Annotated in this window: 14 protein-coding genes; 11 read left to right on the top strand and 3 right to left on the bottom strand. The window is 71.4% G+C overall.

The annotated features are described in order from the left end of the window. From ACF1DX_RS24075 to ACF1DX_RS24060, 4 genes are all read left to right on the top strand, one after another. Positions 1-720: a YggS family pyridoxal phosphate-dependent enzyme gene (locus ACF1DX_RS24075; RefSeq protein ID WP_391793184.1), complete on the top strand. Its 720-nt coding sequence runs from the start codon at positions 1-3 to the stop codon at positions 718-720. A 129-nt stretch (positions 721-849) separates the two neighbouring features. Next, a complete protein-coding gene (locus ACF1DX_RS24070; protein ID WP_351995040.1) occupies positions 850-1,491 on the top strand; it encodes a cell division protein SepF in 642 nt (213 codons plus the stop codon). 49 nt (positions 1,492-1,540) lie between these two features. Next, on the top strand, positions 1,541-1,828 hold the full coding sequence (locus ACF1DX_RS24065) for a YggT family protein (protein ID WP_019521941.1): 288 nt from the start codon (positions 1,541-1,543) through the stop codon (positions 1,826-1,828). A 55-nt stretch (positions 1,829-1,883) separates the two neighbouring features. Next, positions 1,884-3,131 (top strand): DivIVA domain-containing protein, encoded by a 1,248-nt coding sequence (locus tag ACF1DX_RS24060; protein ID WP_391793183.1) that lies wholly within the window; start codon positions 1,884-1,886, stop codon positions 3,129-3,131. A 286-nt stretch (positions 3,132-3,417) separates the two neighbouring features. Here ACF1DX_RS24060 and ileS read toward each other — a convergent pair whose 3' ends face one another. Beyond that, the gene (ileS, locus tag ACF1DX_RS24055; RefSeq protein ID WP_391793182.1) at positions 3,418-6,561 is read right to left on the bottom strand and encodes an isoleucine--tRNA ligase; all 3,144 of its coding nucleotides are present in this window, start codon (positions 6,559-6,561) and stop codon (positions 3,418-3,420) included. Positions 6,562-7,141: 580 nt separating this feature from the next. On the opposite strand from ileS, the gene ACF1DX_RS24050 reads away from it, so the two are divergent. The 6 genes from ACF1DX_RS24050 (at position 7,142) to ACF1DX_RS24025 (ending at position 12,982) form a co-directional block, all read left to right on the top strand. Further along, positions 7,142-8,341 carry a TraR/DksA family transcriptional regulator gene (locus ACF1DX_RS24050; RefSeq protein WP_391793181.1) on the top strand — a complete coding sequence of 400 codons (1,200 nt, stop codon included), beginning with the start codon at positions 7,142-7,144 and terminating at the stop codon, positions 8,339-8,341. Positions 8,342-8,409: 68 nt separating this feature from the next. Continuing rightward, positions 8,410-9,006 carry a signal peptidase II gene (gene lspA / locus ACF1DX_RS24045; protein WP_391793180.1) on the top strand — a complete coding sequence of 199 codons (597 nt, stop codon included), beginning with the start codon at positions 8,410-8,412 and terminating at the stop codon, positions 9,004-9,006. 43 nt (positions 9,007-9,049) lie between these two features. Further along, complete coding sequence (locus ACF1DX_RS24040; protein ID WP_085570442.1) at positions 9,050-9,994, top strand: RluA family pseudouridine synthase; 945 nt, start codon at positions 9,050-9,052, stop codon at positions 9,992-9,994. Further along, the gene (locus tag ACF1DX_RS24035; RefSeq protein ID WP_391793179.1) at positions 9,991-10,458 is read left to right on the top strand and encodes a GNAT family N-acetyltransferase; all 468 of its coding nucleotides are present in this window, start codon (positions 9,991-9,993) and stop codon (positions 10,456-10,458) included. The genes ACF1DX_RS24040 and ACF1DX_RS24035 overlap by 4 nt, the downstream gene beginning before the upstream one ends. An 88-nt stretch (positions 10,459-10,546) precedes the next feature. Beyond that, a complete protein-coding gene (locus tag ACF1DX_RS24030; protein WP_391793178.1) occupies positions 10,547-12,133 on the top strand; it encodes a Na+/H+ antiporter in 1,587 nt (528 codons plus the stop codon). 108 nt (positions 12,134-12,241) lie between these two features. Next, on the top strand, positions 12,242-12,982 hold the full coding sequence (locus ACF1DX_RS24025) for an SDR family NAD(P)-dependent oxidoreductase (protein WP_391793177.1): 741 nt from the start codon (positions 12,242-12,244) through the stop codon (positions 12,980-12,982). 7 nt (positions 12,983-12,989) lie between these two features. Here ACF1DX_RS24025 and ACF1DX_RS24020 read toward each other — a convergent pair whose 3' ends face one another. Next, complete coding sequence (locus ACF1DX_RS24020; protein WP_391793176.1) at positions 12,990-14,105, bottom strand: mechanosensitive ion channel family protein; 1,116 nt, start codon at positions 14,103-14,105, stop codon at positions 12,990-12,992. Positions 14,106-14,212: 107 nt separating this feature from the next. On the opposite strand from ACF1DX_RS24020, the gene ACF1DX_RS24015 reads away from it, so the two are divergent. Next, the gene (locus ACF1DX_RS24015) at positions 14,213-14,788 is read left to right on the top strand and encodes a dienelactone hydrolase family protein (protein ID WP_391793175.1); all 576 of its coding nucleotides are present in this window, start codon (positions 14,213-14,215) and stop codon (positions 14,786-14,788) included. A 12-nt stretch (positions 14,789-14,800) separates the two neighbouring features. Here the strand turns inward: ACF1DX_RS24015 and ACF1DX_RS24010 are convergent, their stop codons facing one another. Beyond that, positions 14,801-16,486 carry an alkaline phosphatase D family protein gene (locus ACF1DX_RS24010; protein WP_391793174.1) on the bottom strand — a complete coding sequence of 562 codons (1,686 nt, stop codon included), beginning with the start codon at positions 16,484-16,486 and terminating at the stop codon, positions 14,801-14,803. Positions 16,487-16,543: the final 57 nt, after the last annotated feature.

Genomic DNA, 16,543 nt, shown 5'->3' with positions numbered 1-16,543 from the left:
ATGACGGACCGTAGGGACGAACTCGCCGCGAACCTGGCGAAAGTGGAAGAGCGGATCGTCGCCGCGTGCGCCGCCGCCGGACGTGGGCGGGACGAGGTGACCCTGATCGTGGTCACCAAGACCTATCCCGCGGACGATGTGCGGATCCTGTCCGGACTCGGGGTGCGTCATGTGGCCGAGAACCGGGACCAGGACGCCGCCCCCAAGGCGGCCGCATGTACGGATCTGCCCCTTACCTGGCACTTCGTCGGTCAACTTCAGACCAACAAGGTGCGTTCCGTGGTGGGTTACGCCGATTTCGTGCAGTCCGTCGACCGTTCCCGGTTGGTGACGGCCCTCTCCAGGGAGGCCGTGCGGGCCGGGCGCGAGATCGGCTGTCTGATCCAGGTGGCACTCGACGCCGACGCGAGCGGCCGGGGGGAGCGCGGGGGCGTGGCGCCCGCCGGTGTCGCGGAGTTGGCCGACCTGGTCGCGCGGTCCGAGGGGCTGCGGCTCGGCGGACTGATGACCGTCGCCCCGCTCGCCGGGGAGTACGCGGGACGCGAACGGGCGGCCTTCGAGCGGTTGATGGATTTGTCGACCGACCTGCGCAGGGACCATCCGACTGCGAACATGGTCTCGGCAGGGATGAGTGCGGACCTCGAACAGGCCGTGGCCGCCGGAGCGACACATGTGCGCGTCGGCAGTGCGGTACTCGGAGTCCGCCCCGGGCTCGGGTAACGTCGCCAAGAAGTCGGACCACAGCAGAAAATATGGTCAGTTCCGCCGAACAGCGGACGTAAAGACCCAGTGGATCGCGGGCACTTGGCGGTCGTCAGCGGATCCACCACAGAGCGGAGGACTAGGAGCATGGCCGGCGCGATGCGCAAGATGGCGGTCTACCTCGGCCTCGTGGAGGACGATGGGTACGACGGCCGCGGATTCGACCCAGACGACGACTTCGAACCCGAACTCGACCCGGAGCCCGAGCGGGACCACCGGCGGCACGAGCCGTCGCACCAGCCCCACGTCTCACACCAGCCCCAAAGGGACGAAGAGGTGCGAATCGCCCATCCTCCCGCGCCGCGCGAACCGATCGCCCGATCCGCTTCGCTCCCCGCGGAATCGCCACGCCCGGCGCGGATCGCGCCCGTGGCATCCATCACACAAGAACGTGCCAGCCTGGAGAAGAACGCACCGGTGATCATGCCCAAGGTCGTGTCCGAACGAGAGCCTTACCGGATCACCACGCTTCACCCCCGGACCTACAACGAGGCCCGTACCATCGGGGAACACTTCCGTGAGGGCACGCCGGTGATCATGAACTTGACTGAGATGGACGACACAGATGCGAAGCGACTTGTCGACTTTGCGGCCGGTTTGGTGTTTGGTCTTCACGGCAGCATCGAGCGGGTGACGCAGAAGGTGTTCTTGTTGTCGCCTGCTAACGTCGATGTCACGGCGGAGGACAAGGCCCGCATCGCAGAGGGCGGGTTCTTCAACCAGAGCTGAGACGCAGGACCGGACGAAGAGCGGTACAGGGGAGAGGGAAAAGCAGGCCATGAGCGTGTTCGCGCAGGTGATCTACATCGCGCTGATGGTGTTCCTCATCGTGCTGATCTTCCGTTTGGTCATGGATTACGTGTTCCAGTTCGCCCGCTCATGGCAACCCGGCAAGGCGATGGTGGTCGTCCTGGAGGCCACTTACACTGTCACCGATCCACCGCTGAAGCTTCTGCGGCGGTTCATCCCGCCGCTGCGTCTCGGGGGCGTGGCGCTAGACCTGTCCTTCTTCGTCCTGATGATCATCGTCTGGATCCTCATTTCCGTCGCACAGAGGTTTGTGTGATGAGGATGGACGATACGGTCTTGCCGACTGCCGCTGACTACGTTGAGGTGAAGAGATGCCGTTGACCCCCGAGGACGTGCGGAACAAACAGTTCACGACCGTCCGCCTCCGAGAAGGCTATGACGAGGACGAGGTCGATGCCTTCCTCGACGAGGTCGAAGCCGAACTGACGCGCCTGCTCCGCGAGAACGAGGACCTGCGCGCCAAGCTGGCCGCGGCCACGCGTGCCGCTGCCCAGAACCAGCAGAACATGCGCAAGCCTCCTGAGCCACAGGACCAGCAGCAACAGCAGGGGCCGCCCCAGGGCATGCCCCAGCAGGGCATGCGAGGTCCCGGCGCTCCGGTGCCCGCCGGCATATCGGGCCCGCCGCAGCAGCAGATGGGTGGCCCCATGGGTGGCCCGCCCCAGCTGCCGAGCGGTGCTCCTCAGCTGCCCGCCGGCCCCGGCGGACAGGGCGGCCCGCAGGGTCCCGGCCCCATGGGTCAGGGTCCCGGTCCGATGGGCCAGGGTCCCGGTCCGATGGGTCAGGGCCCCATGGGCCAGGGTCCCATGGGTCAGGGTCCCGGGCCGATGGGCCAGGGCGGCCCGATGCAGGGGCAGATGGGTCCTGGTGGCCCGATGGGCGGCCCCATGGGCGGTCCCGGTATGCCCGGTCAGGGCGGCCCGGGTATGCCCGGTCAGGGCGGTCCCGGTGGCGACAGCGCCGCGCGTGTCCTGTCGCTGGCCCAGCAGACCGCGGACCAGGCGATCGCGGAGGCCCGTTCCGAGGCCAACAAGATCGTGGGCGAGGCGCGTTCGCGTGCCGAGGGTCTCGAGCGGGACGCACGCGCCAAGGCGGACGCCCTGGAGCGGGACGCGCAGGAGAAGCACCGCGTCGCGATGGGCTCCCTGGAGTCCGCCCGCGCCACGCTGGAGCGCAAGGTCGAGGACCTGCGCGGCTTCGAGCGCGAGTACCGCACGCGGCTGAAGTCCTACCTGGAGTCGCAGCTGCGCCAGCTGGAGACCCAGGCGGACGACTCGCTCGCCCCGCCGCGCCAGCCCGCGAGCTCCGCGCCGTCGCTGCCGCCGTCCCCGGCGCCCTCGATGGCTCCCGCCGGAGCCGGTGCGCCGTCCTACGGCGGCAACCAGACGATGGGTGGCCCTCCCGGCGGTCAGGGTGGTCCCTCCTACGGTGGCGGTCAGCAGCAGATGCAGCCGGCGATGACCCAGCCGATGGCGCCGGTGCGTCCGCAGGGCCCGTCGCCGATGGGTCAGGCTCCCTCGCCGATGCGCGGCTTCCTGATCGACGAGGACGACAACTGACGGCCCTGTGTCCATGAGTACGGCGTAGTGGTCGGCAGCGTTCAGGGGCGGGGCCCCGGGTTCACGAACCCGGGGCCCCGCCCCTTCGCTACGCTTGTTCACGCAGGTTTGCGGTGTTTGTTCGGGTCCGGGTGCCCTGTCCGACGTACGCAACGCCGAAGGCCGGGGCCCACCGGAAATCCTGGTGGGCCCCGGCCTTCGGCGTTCGTGCCCTGCCGTCCGCGGATCGTGTGTGGCTGATCGCGCGGTTCCCCGCGCCCCTCGGGGCGCGGGGCTCACCGGCGCTTCACGCCTTGCGCAGGCGGAACGTCAGGGACAGGCCCTCGTCGGTGAACGGCGTGCCGTAGGTGTCGTCCGCCTCACCCTGCGCGAAGTCCGTCGCGAGGACCTCGTCCGCGATCAGTCCCGCGTGCTCCGCCAGCGCGGCGACCGTCGCCGGCTCCGTCGCCGTCCAGCGCAGGGCGATCCGGTCGGCCACGTCGAGGCCGCTGTTCTTGCGGGCCTCCTGGATCAGCCGGATCGCGTCCCGCGCGAGCCCCGCGCGGCGCAGCTCCTCGGTGATCTCCAGGTCGAGGGCGACCGTGGCACCGGCGTCGGACGCCACCGACCAGCCCTCGCGCGGGGTCTCCGTGATGATCACCTCGTCCGGGGCCAGGGTGATCGTCTCACCGTCGACCTCCACCGAGGCCGTGCCCTCGCGCAGCGCCAGGGAGAGCGCGGCGGCGTCCGCGTTCGCGACCGCCTTGGCCACGTCCTGGACCCGCTTGCCGAACCGCTTGCCCAGCGCACGGAAGTTGGCCTTCGCCGTGGTGTCCACCAGCGAGCCGCCCACCTCGGACAGGGACGCCAGGGACTCGACGTTCAGCTCCTCGGTGATCTGCGTGTGCAGCTCCGGGTCGAGGTCCGCGAAGCCGCCCGCCGCGATCAGCGCGCGCTTCAGCGGCTGGCGGGTCTTCACGCCCGACTCCGCGCGGGTGGCCCGGCCCAGCTCCACGAGCCGGCGCACCAGCACCATCTGCTTCGACAGCCCGGGGTCGATGGCGGACAGGTCCGCCTCCGGCCACGCGGACAGGTGCACCGACTCCGGGGCGCCCGGGGTGACGGGGACGATCAGGTCCTGCCAGACCCGCTCGGTGATGAACGGGGTCAGCGGGGCCATCAGCTTGGTGACCGTCTCCACGACCTCGTGCAGCGTGCGCAGCGCGGCCTTGTCGCCCTGCCAGAAGCGGCGCCGGGAGCGGCGGACGTACCAGTTGGACAGGTCGTCGACGAACGCGGAGAGCAGCTTGCCGGCGCGCTGGGTGTCGTACCCCTCCAGCGCCTGGGTCACCTGGTCGGTGAGCGCGTGCAGTTCGGAGAGCAGCCAGCGGTCCAGGACCGGGCGGTCGGCCGGAGCCGGGTCGGCCGCCGACGGCGCCCAGCCCGACGTGCGGGCGTACAGGGCCTGGAAGGCGACCGTGTTCCAGTACGTCAGCAGCGTCTTGCGGACGACCTCCTGGATGGTGCCGTGGCCCACCCGGCGGGCCGCCCACGGCGAACCGCCGGCCGCCATGAACCAGCGGACCGCGTCGGCGCCGTGCTGCTCCATCAACGGGATCGGCTGCAGGATGTTGCCCAGGTGCTTGGACATCTTGCGGCCGTCCTCGGCGAGGATGTGACCGAGGCAGACGACGTTCTCGTACGACGACTTGTCGAAGACCAGGGTGCCGATCGCCATCAGCGTGTAGAACCAGCCGCGGGTCTGGTCGGTGGCCTCGCTGATGAACTGCGCCGGGTAGCGGGCCTCGAACAGCTCCTTGTTCTTGTACGGGTAGCCCCACTGCGCGAACGGCATGGACCCCGAGTCGTACCAGGCGTCGATGACCTCCGGCACGCGCGTGGCCGTCTTCCCGCAGCCGTCGTGGCGGCAGCCGAAGGTGACCTCGTCGATGTACGGGCGGTGCGGGTCGAGGCCCGACTGGTCGGTGCCGGTCAGCTCGGTGAGCTCCGCGCGGGAGCCGACGACCGTGAGGTGGTCGTCCTCGCAGCGCCAGATCGGCAGCGGGGTGCCCCAGTAGCGGTTGCGGGAGAGGGCCCAGTCGATGTTGTTGTTCAGCCAGTCGCCGTAGCGGCCGTGCTTGACCGTGTCCGGGAACCAGTTGGTGTTCTCGTTCTCCTGGAGCAGCCGGTCCTTGATGGCGGTGGTGCGGATGTACCAGGACGGCTGCGCGTAGTAGAGCAGCGCGGTGTGGCAGCGCCAGCAGTGCGGGTAGCTGTGCTCGTACGGGATGTGCTTGAAGAGCAGGCCGCGCTCGTCGAGGTCGGCGGTGAGCTTCTCGTCGGCCTTCTTGAAGAAGACGCCGCCGACCAGCGGGAGGTCCTCCTCGAAGGTGCCGTCGGGGCGGACCGGGTTGACCACGGGCAGGCCGTAGGAGCGGCAGACCTTGAGGTCGTCCTCACCGAAGGCGGGGGACTGGTGGACGAGGCCGGTGCCGTCCTCGGTGGTGACGTACTCGGCGTTCACCACGTAGTGGGCGGGCTCCGGGAAGTCCACGAGCTCGAAGGGGCGCCGGTAGGTCCAGCGCTCCATCTCGGCGCCGGTGAAGGACTGCCCGGTGGTCTCCCAGCCCTCGCCGAGGGCCTTGGTGAGCAGGGGCTCGGCGACGACGAGCTTCTCCTCGCCGTTCGTGGCGACGACGTAGGTGACCTCGGGGTGCGCGGCGACGGCCGTGTTGGAGACCAGGGTCCACGGGGTCGTCGTCCAGACGACCAGCGCGGCCTCGCCGGCCAGCGGTCCCGAGGTGAGCGGGAAGCGGACGTAGACGGACGGGTCGACGACCGTCTCGTAGCCCTGCGCCAGCTCGTGGTCGGACAGGCCGGTGCCGCAGCGGGGGCACCAGGGGGCGACGCGGTGGTCCTGGACCAGCAGGCCCTTGTCGAAAATCTTCTTCAGTGACCACCAGACGGACTCGACGTACTCCGGGTCCATGGTGCGGTAGGCGTCGTCGAGGTCGACCCAGTAGCCCATGCGGGTCGTCAGCTCGGTGAAGGCGTCGGTGTGCCGGGTCACCGACTCGCGGCACCTGGCGTTGAACTCGGCGATGCCGTACGCCTCGATGTCCTGCTTGCCGGAGAAGCCGAGCTCCTTCTCGACGGCCAGCTCCACCGGGAGGCCGTGGCAGTCCCAGCCCGCCTTGCGGGCCACGTGGTAGCCGCGCATGGTGCGGAAGCGGGGGAAGACGTCCTTGAAGACGCGGGCCTCGATGTGGTGGGCGCCGGGCATGCCGTTGGCGGTGGGCGGACCCTCGTAGAACACCCATTCGGGGCGTCCCTCGGACTGCTCCAGGCTCTTGGCGAAGATCTTCTGTTCGCGCCAGAACTCGAGCACCGCGTGCTCGAGGGCGGGCAGGTCGACCTGGGCGGGTACCTGGCGGTACGTCGGCGTTGTCATCAGCGGGCTTCCTCCGGCGGACTTGCTGCCTTCCGTCCGGAGGGACGAGAGCTGTGTCGATCCCTGCGCCGCCGTCGGCGCGCTCCCGCGGTACCACCCTCCTTGGCCCCCCGGTGCGTCGTGTGCTCCGGTGAGCCCCCTCATTGGGGTCGCGATGCCGGTTCTACCGCCCCGTACAGGGGTTTCTTCCGGCGGCTCCGGGGTGATCTTCACGTCGCGCTCGCCCCCGGGCTCACACCGTCCCCGGGTCGCTCTGGGCTGCGTACGCCGCTACTCGTCCCCATCCACGCTTTTCGCTCCGCCCAGTGTACGGCGCGGCGGGGGCGGCGGCCGACCGGATTTCCGCCCGCCGTACGACCCGGCGTACTTCGAATGGCGAAGCGCGCCCGTCCGGATCCCGGGACGTCCATGTCGGTGGCATACCCGGCGGGGAGCTGGGCACAACGCATGCAGGTTCGCCGCGCGGCGTCCGCGGGGCGCGGGAACCGGGCGGTGCGCCCCGTTGCCGCGGGACTCGAGTCGATTTATCGTCCCAGCACGATTCGCGTGCGAGATCACAATATGTGAAGGGGCCGCGGCCATGGTGGCGAAGAAGACCGCCGTACAGCAGCCGGCACCGTCCGGCAGATCCGGGGCCACCGCCGGCGGCGGGGCCGGAAGGGCGGGCGGGACGGCCGGAGCCGCGGCGACGGCGCGGACGCCCACGCGGACCACGGCGGCGACGGAGAAGCAGTCACCCGCCGGAAGGACGGCGGCGCGGGCGGCGCACGACGGTGTCCCGGTGGCGTCGAAGCCATCCGCCGGAACACCCGCGAAGAAGGTGACGGGCAGGGTGGCGGCAGGGAAGACGGCGCACGACGGTGAGCCGGTGGCGTCGAAGCCGCCCGCCGGAACACCCGCGAAGAAGGCCGCGGCGGGGAAGGCGCCCGCGAAAAGGACCACCCCGCGGAAGCCGTCCGCCGGGAAGGCCGCGGCGAAGAAGCCGGCCGTCGAGGGGGCGTCCGCCGGGAAGGCCGTGGCGAAGAAACCGTCTCCCGAGGGGAAGGCCGCGGTGAAGAAGCCGGCCGGGGCGGGGAAGCGGGCCGCCGGAAAGGCGGCCGCCGGGGCGGTGGTGCCTGGTGGGGGCGCGGCGGGGAAGAAGGTGCCGGGGAAGGGCGCCGTCCGGGAGGCGGCTCCCGCGGGCCCCCGGGAGGCCGGCCTCCCGGAGAGCGGGGCCGGCGGGCCCGTACAGGATGTGGCCGGGCACAGCACGGCCGATGACGCGGGCGCGGTGGATGCCGCGACGCAGACGGGAGTGACGACGGTGGGTGCGAAGAAGACTCCTGGCACGGCCACGGCGGCGAAGAGCCCCGTACCCAAGGCCCGGATCGGCGTGGTGGAGCCGGGCGACCTCGCGGTGCGCCCGGGGGAGGAGCCCTGGACTCCGGAAGAGGTCGAGGAGGCGCGGGCCGAGCTGACGTCCGAGGTGCTGCGGCTGCGCGAGGAGATCACCTCCTCCGAGCAGTCGCTGGCCGGCCTGATGCGGGACTCCGGCGACGGCGCGGGCGACGACGACGCCGACACCGGCACCAAGAACATCACGCGCGAGCACGAACTCGCGCTCGCCGCGAACGCGCGCGACATGCTCACCCAGTTCGAGCGCGCCCTCCAGCGCCTCGACGCCGGTACCTACGGCCTCTGCGAGAACTGCGGCAAACCCATCGGAAAGGCCCGTATGCAGGCCTTTCCCCGGGCCACCCTGTGCGTCGAGTGCAAGCAGAAGCAGGAGCGACGGTACTGATCGGCGGGCGCGCGGGGCGTGCCGTACCCTCGTCCTTCAGTCAGGTACCTAGGTTTCGAGGGACTCACGTGGCAGAGGCGGAGCGCATCATCGGTACGCCGGACACCCCGGACGCGGACCGGGAGGACCAGGAACGGGCCGGCACCGGGGCGACGGCGGCGGAGGCCGAGCGGCCCCGCGGCAAGCGGCGGATCGCCGTGCTGTTCGCCGTCGCCGTGTTCGCGTACGCCCTCGATCTGATCAGCAAGATGATCGTGGTCGCCAAGCTGGAGCACCACGAGCCCATCGAGATCGTCGGGGACTGGCTGCGCTTCGAGGCGATCCGCAACGCGGGCGCGGCCTTCGGCTTCGGCGAGGCCTTCACCGTGATCTTCACGGTGATCGCGGCAGCCGTGATCGTGGTGATCATCCGCCTCGCCCGCAAGCTCTACAGCCTGCCCTGGGCGATCGCGCTGGGCCTGCTGCTCGGCGGCGCCCTCGGCAACCTCACCGACCGGATCTTCCGCTCGCCGGGCGTCTTCGAGGGCGCGGTGGTCGACTTCATCGCGCCCAAGCACTTCGCCGTGTTCAACCTGGCGGACTCGGCGATCGTGTGCGGCGGCATCCTGATCGTGCTGCTGTCGTTCCGCGGTCTCGACCCGGACGGCACCGTCCACAAGGACTGAACGCGCCTGCGGGGTTGTCGGACCCGTCCGGCATACTCGACGGGTGAGCACGATTCCCGAGATCCGTACCCTGCCCGTGCCCGACGGCCTGGAGGGCGAGCGCGTCGACGCCGCCATCTCCCGCATGTTCGGCTTCTCCCGTACCAAGGCGGCCGAGCTCGCCGCCGCGGGGAAGGTCACGGTCGACGGGTCGGTGGTCGGCAAGTCGGAGCGGGTCAGCGGCGGCGCCTGGCTGGAGGTGGAGATGCCGCAGGCGCCCGCGCCGGTCCAGGTCGTCGCCGAGCCGGTCGAGGGCATGGAGATCGTGCACGACGACGACGACGTGGTCGTGATCGTCAAGCCCGTCGGCGTCGCCGCCCACCCCTCGCCGGGCTGGACCGGCCCGACGGTGATCGGCGGCCTCGCCGCCGCCGGGTACCGCATCTCGACCTCCGGCGCCGCCGAGCGCCAGGGCATCGTGCACCGCCTCGACGTGGGCACCTCCGGTCTGATGGTGGTCGCCAAGTCGGAGTACGCGTACACGTCGCTGAAGCGCCAGTTCAAGGAGCGCACGGTCGACAAGCGCTACCACACGCTCGTCCAGGGCCACCCCGACCCCACCAGCGGCACCATCGACGCCCCCATCGGCCGCCACCCGCAGCACGACTACAAGTGGGCGGTCACCGCCGAGGGCAAGCCGTCCGTCACGCACTACGACCTCATCGAGGCCTTCCGAGCCGCCTCCCTCCTCGACGTCAAGCTGGAGACCGGCCGCACCCACCAGATCCGCGTCCACATGGCCGCCCACCGGCACCCCTGCGTCGGCGACCTCACCTACGGCGCCGACCCCACGCTCGCCAAGCGGCTCCGCCTGACCCGCCAGTGGCTGCACGCCGTACGCCTGGGCTTCGAGCACCCCGGCGACGGACAGTGGGTGGAGTTCTCCTGCGACTACCCCGACGACCTTCAGCAGGCGCTGGACCAGGTCCGCGAGGAGACCTACGCATGAGCGCCGCCTTCGTGGTCCGCGTGGCGGAGGAGTCCGCCGACCGTGAGGCGTGCTTCGCGGTCCGCAAGGAGGTCTTCGTCGCCGAGCAGGGCGTCCCCGAGGACATCGAGTACGACGCCTACGACGCCGGCGCCGTCCACGTGCTGGCGGTCGCGCAGGACGGCACACCCCTCGGCACCGGACGCCTGCTGCACGGCGAGGCCGCCGCGGCGAAGAACGGCGGCGACCCGGCGGTCGGCTCGCTGGGCCGGCTCGCGGTGACGCGCCGGGCGCGGGGACTCGGCGTCGGCGCGGCGCTGGTGCGGGCCATCGAGGAGGCGGCCCGCGACCGGGGCCTCACCGCCGTCGACCTGCACGCGCAGACGCACGCCCTCGGTTTCTACGAGCGGCTGGACTACGAGGCCTACGGCCCCGAGTTCCCGGACGCCGGGATACCGCACCGGGCCATGCGGCGCGTCCTGTAGCCGGGGCCGCGAACAGCCGGGTGGGGAGCGTCGGCGTGGCAGGGTGGAGATCCGCCCGCCGATCGTCGATCCGCCCGGAGCCGTGACCGTGGACCAGTTGACCCTGCTGTTCGCCCTGCTGCTCGGGGCCGTGGTGAGTGTCCCGGTCGGGGAGCGGCTGGGGCTGCCGGCGCCGGTGCTGATGACGGTCCTCGGGGCGGTCCTGGCCCTGCTGGAGTTCGTACCGAACGTCGACATCCCGCCCGACCTGATCCTCCCGTTGCTGCTGCCGCCCCTGCTGTACGCCGCCGTACGGCGGACCTCCTGGCGGCAGTTCGCGGCGAACGTCAGACCGATCCTGCTGCTCGCGGTGGCGCTGGTCCTCGTCACCATGCTGTGCGTGGCCACCGTCGCCCACGCGATCGTGCCGGGACTGCCGCTCGCCGCCGCCTTCGCCCTCGGCGCGCTGGTCGCGCCGCCCGACCCGGTCGCGGCGACCGCCGTCGCCGGGAAGCTGGGGCTGCCGCGCCGGCTGGTGTCGATCCTGGAGGGCGAGGGGCTCTTCAACGACGTCACGGCGATCGTCCTCTACAACGTGGCGATCGCCGCCGCCGTCAGCGGCGGCTTCTCCGCCTGGGAGGCCGGGCTCGACCTGGTGCTGTCGGCCGTGGTGGCGGTGGCGGTCGGGCTCGCCCTGGGCTGGGGCGCCAACAGGCTGATGGATCTCCTCGGGGACGCGACGCTGCAGATCGGGCTGAGCCTGCTCGTGCCGTACGCCTCCTACGTCGCGGCCGAGGAGCTGCACGGCTCGGGCGTGCTCGCCGTGCTCACCACCGCGCTGTTCCTCGTCGAGTACGCCACCGACGCCGACGACGTCATGACCCGGCTGGCCGGGCACACCTTCTGGGACATCGTCGACACCCTGGTCACCGGGGTCGCGTTCGGGCTGGTCGGGCTCGAACTGCACAACGCGGTGCGGACCGCGTCCGGCCACTGGGGCGAGCTGCTCGGCTGGGCGGCGGTGATCGTGGGCGTGGTCGTCCTGGTCCGGCTGCTGTGGCTGCTGCCGGCGACCTGGCTGACGAAACGGCTGCACGCCGCGCGGGACACCGCCGAGGAGATCCCGGTGAGCTGGCGCGAGACCGTGGTGATGTGGTGGTCCGGGATGCGCGGGGTGGCCTCCGTCGCGCTGGCGCTGGCGATTCCGCTGGAGACCGACGCCGGGGGCGACTTTCCCGGCCGGGACGAGATCATCTTCATCGCGTTCGGCGTGATCATGGCGACCCTGCTGGTGCAGGGGCTGAGCCTGCCGTGGCTGGTGGGGCGGCTGGGAGTGCGGGCCGACACCGGGCGGGAGAAGCAGCTCGAGCACGACCTGGCGGTCCGGGCGGCGAAGGCGGCGAAGCGGAGGCTGCGCGAGATCGAGGAGGTCGAGGAGCTGCCGGAGGAGCTGTCCGAGCAGATGCTGCGCAGCGCGTTCGACATCGGGGTGCGGATCAGCCCCGACCTCGCGGACGACGAGCGGAGGGAGGCGCACCGGCAGCGGGCGCGGCGGCTGAAGCGGGTGCGGGGGATCCAGCGGGAGATGCTGAGCGCGGCCCGGCACGAAGTGCTGGCCGCGCGGAGTGAGGCGGGGGCGGATCCGGAGGTGGTGGACCGGGTGCTGCGGCATCTGGACATGCGCAGCCTGCGCTGACGCTTCGGAGCCCTCACCCGCGCACCGCCCGTTTCGGCTGGTCGGGAAGTGGGCGTTTCCCATAGGAATCTGGCACCTTTGGCGGCTTTTCGTTCGTAAGGTGCCGTTATGACGCGGAATGTTGTGATCAGTGGAGGTGGCACCGGGATCGGGCTCGCCGCCGCGCGGGTGTTCGCCGCCGACGGGGACCGGGTGCTGCTGCTCGGGCGGCGGGGGGACGTGCTGGAGCGGGCCGGGGTGCCGGGTGCCCTGACGTACGCCGCCGATCTCGCCGACCCCGAGGCCGTGCGCGGTGTCGCCGGCTTCGTGGGCCGGGAGTTCGGGGCCGTGGACGTGCTGGTCCACAGCGCCGGAGGCAACGGGCTCCTCGAACCCCCGGCCGACGGCGACGACCCGCTGGTCGCCGTCGCCCGCTCCTGGACGGTCAACTTCCGGCTCAACCTGCTGACCGCCGCACTGCTCACCGAGGCCCTGCGCGACCGGCTCGCCGAACCCGGCGGGCGCGTGCTGTTCATCGGCTCCATCGCCGCCTACCGGGGCCACGGACAGGTGGCGTACGGGGCGGCCAAGGCCGGCCTGCACCCGTACGCCCATGACCTCGCCCGGAGACTGGGCCCGCACGGCATCACCGTGAACGTGGTCGCCCCCGGCTACATCGAGGACACCGCCTTCTTCGGTGACGGCATCGACGAGGAACTGCGCGCCTGGCTGGTGGAGGAGACCCTGGACGGGCGCGCCGGAACGCCCGGGGACGTCGCCGCGACCCTGCACTGGCTCGCCTCCCCGGGCGCCGCACACATCACCTCGCAGATCATCCAGGTCAACGGCGGCGCCGAACGTGGCCACTGAGGCCCGGTCAGCGCTCCCTCGGATGGATGTGCGCGCGGCGGGCCGCCGGTACGCCGTCGGCGGAGCGGTGATCGCGCCGGCCGGGCGGCAGCACCGCGTCGGCCGTGTTGACCCGGGGCAGGGCATAGGGGTGTTCCTCGCCCAGCCAGCGGATCACCCTCTCGCGGACCTCGACCCGTACCGTCCAGATGTCGTCCGCGTCCTTGGCCGTCACCAGGGCGCGCACCTCCATGGTGCTGGGTGTGCTGTCGGTCACGTTCAGGTTGAAGGCGCGGCCGTCCCAGGCCGGGCACTCCCTCAGGATGTCCCGGAGCTTCTCGCGCATCGCGTCCAGCGGGGCCGAGTGGTCGAGGTGCCAGAAGACGGTGCCCGTCATCTGCGGCGTCCCGCGCGACCAGTTCTCGAACGGCTGGGACGTGAAGTACGACACCGGCATGGTGATCCGGCGTTCGTCCCAGGTACGCACGGTCAGGAAGGTCAGCGTGATCTCCTCGACCGTGCCCCACTCGCCGTCCACGACCACCGTGTCGCCGATGCGCACCATGTCGCCGAAGGCGATCTGCAGCCCGGCGAACATGTTGCTCAGAGTGGACTGGGCGGCCACACCGGCGACGATGCCGAGGATTCCGGCCGAGGCCAGCAGCGAGGCCCCGGCCGCCCGCATCGCGGGAAAGGTCAGCAGCATCGCGGCCACCGCCACCACACCGACGATCGCGGAGACCACCCGCCGGATCAGCGTCACCTGGGTGCGCACCCGGCGGACCCGCGCCGGGTCGCGCTCGCGGTGGGTGCTGGCGTACCGCGTGTACGTGGTCTCGACGACCGCGGCCGCGATCCGGATCGCCAGCCAGGCGGCCGACCCGATCAGCACCAGGGTCAGGGTCCGGCCGACGGCGGCCTCGTGGTCCGGCAGCAGTTCCGCCCGGTCGTACGACCCTCTCAGCAGGGCCGCGCACAGCAGCAGCTGGTAGGGGATCCGGCCGCGGCGCAGCAGCCCCCACAGCGGAGTCTCGGGGTGGCGTTCGTCGGCCTTGCGCAGCAGCAGGTCGGTGGCCCAGCCGAGCAGCAGGGTGAGCACGACCGAGCCGCCGACCACGATCAATGGGCGGAGCACGTCATCCATGCCTCCGAACCTAACCGGCCCGCGCGGGCATGAACATGTGACTTCCGCGCGATCGCGGGTAGGGCCGTGATCCGGCGTCGTCACACCGGGCTGGCACCATGGACCGCATGAACATCATGCTCTTTCACTCGACCTACGGCCTGCGGCCCGCGGTGCGCCGGGCCGCGGACCGGCTGCGCGCGGCCGGACACGAGGTGTGGACGCCCGACCTCTTCGAGGGCAGCACGTTCGACACGGTCGAGGACGGCATGGCGTACAAGGAGGGGATCGGCAAGGACGAGCTGCTGAAGCGGGCCGTGCTGGCCGCCGCGCCCTACTCCGAGCGGGGGCTGGTGTACGCGGGCTTCTCCTTCGGCGCCTCCGTCGCCCAGACGCTGGCCCTCGGTGACGACAAGGCGCGCGGACTGCTGCTCCTGCACGGCACGTCGGACATCGCGGAGAACGCCTCGGTGGACGAACTGCCGGTGCAGCTGCACGTCGCCGAGCCGGACCCGTTCGAGACGGACGACTGGCTCACCGCCTGGTACCTGCGGATGGGCCGGGCCGGCGCCGACGTCGAGGTGTACCGGTACGCGGGCGCGGGGCACCTCTACACCGACTCCGAGCTGCCGGACTACGACGAGGAGGCCGCCGAGGCCACCTGGCGGGTGGCGCTCGGCTTCCTCGACTCCCTGGAGGGCTGAGTCAGCGGGGCGTCACACCGGGTCGTGGACGCGCTCGGCCTTCTGCGTGCCGCTGCGGGTGCGGTAGGAGCGGGCCCACTCGGACGTGGCGTCCGCCGCCGTGCGGTCGGAGAGCACGTAGTAGTCCATCTGCGCCCGCTCGGCGGTGATGTCCAGTACGCCGTAGCCGTGCCGGTCGGTGTCGACCCAGTGGACGTGCCGGTTGGCCGCCCGGATCAGCGGTGCGGCGAGCGCGGAGACGGTGCCCTCGGGGACCTTCACGATGTCGTCGAGGTTGTCGGAGGTGACCGAGGTGACCACGAACTCCGTGGCGGCCGACGCCGACAGCGGATAGGTACCGGCGTTCACCGGTACGTCGTTGGCCCACGCCATGTGGATGTCGCCGGTGAGGAAGACCGTGTTGCGGACGGCGTTCGCCCGCAGATGGGCGAGGAGTTCGCGGCGGTCGTCGGTGTAGCCGTCCCACTGGTCGGTGTTGAGGGCGAGCCCCTCCTGCGGCAGGCCCAGCAGCTTCGCGAGCGGCTTGAGGAGGCTCGCGGGGAGGGAGCCGAGGGAGAACGGCGAGATCATCACCGAGGTGCCGACCAGCCGCCAGGTGGTGTCGGACGCCGTCAGACCCGCTTTCAGCCAGTCCAGTTGGGCGCGTCCGGTGAGCGTGCGGTCCGGGTCGTCGACCTCGCCGTCGCCCAGGGAGACCTGCTGGGAGCGGAAGGAGCGCAGGTCGAGCAGGGACAGATCGGCGAGTTTGCCGAAGCGGAGCCGGCGGTAGGTGGTGCCGGCGAGCGCGGGCCGTACCGGCATCCACTCGAAGTAGGCCTGCTTGGCGGCGGCCTGGCGGGCCGCCCAGGCGCCCTCCGCGCCCTCGGTGTGGTTCTCGGCGCCGCCCGACCAGGTGTCGTTGGCGAACTCGTGGTCGTCCCAGATCGCGACGACCGGTGCCGTGGCGTGCAGGGCCTGGAGGTCCGGGTCGGTCTTGTACGTGGCGTGCCGGAGCCGGTAGTCGGCGAGGGTGACGATCTCGTGGGCGGGGGTGTGCGGCCGTACGACCTCGTCGCGGGCGCCGTACTCGCCGGTGCCGTACTCGTAGATGTAGTCGCCCAGGTGCAGCCAGGCGTCCAGGTCGCCGCGGGCCGCGAGGTGGCGGTACGCGGCGAAGTGGCCGGCCTCCCAGTTGGCGCAGGAGACCACGCCGAAGCGCAGCCCGGTCACGGCGGCGTCGGCGGCCGGGGCGGTGCGGGTGCGGGCGGTGGGCGAGTCGGTGCCACCGGCGGAGAAGCGGAACCAGTAGTCGGTGGCCGGACGCAGGCCGCGGATGTCCGCCTTGACGGTGTGGTCGGAGGCGGCGGTGGCGAGGGTCGAACCCTTCGCGACGACGTCGGTGAACGCCTTGTCGCGTGCGACGGTCCAGCTCACCTCGGTGTCCGGGCCGAGCCCGGAGCCGGGTATCGCCTCCGGGGTCGGTGTCACGCGGGTCCACAGCAGGATGCCGTCGGGCAGCGGGTCGCCGGAGGCGACGCCGTGCAGGAAGGCGGGTGCCTGTGCGGTCGTGGCACGTGCGGGGAGGGCGGCGGTGAGCGGTCCGGCCAGTACCGCGGTGGCGGCGGCTGCCCTGACGACCGTACGACGGCGCGGGGACGGGAAGCCGGTGTCCGCGGTGGCGGAGACGGCGCTCTCGGATGATCTGTGTCGACTGGTCACAGCCGATCAGGTTACTGACAGGTACACGCAAGAGCGGGCGAACTCGCGAAAGTTCGC

The organism is Streptomyces sp. NPDC014676 (assembly GCF_043084105.1).
Classification (GTDB): Bacteria; Actinomycetota; Actinomycetes; order Streptomycetales; family Streptomycetaceae; genus Streptomyces.
Note: the sequence above shows the minus strand (reverse complement) of the source record. Positions and strands in the feature narration are given on the sequence as shown.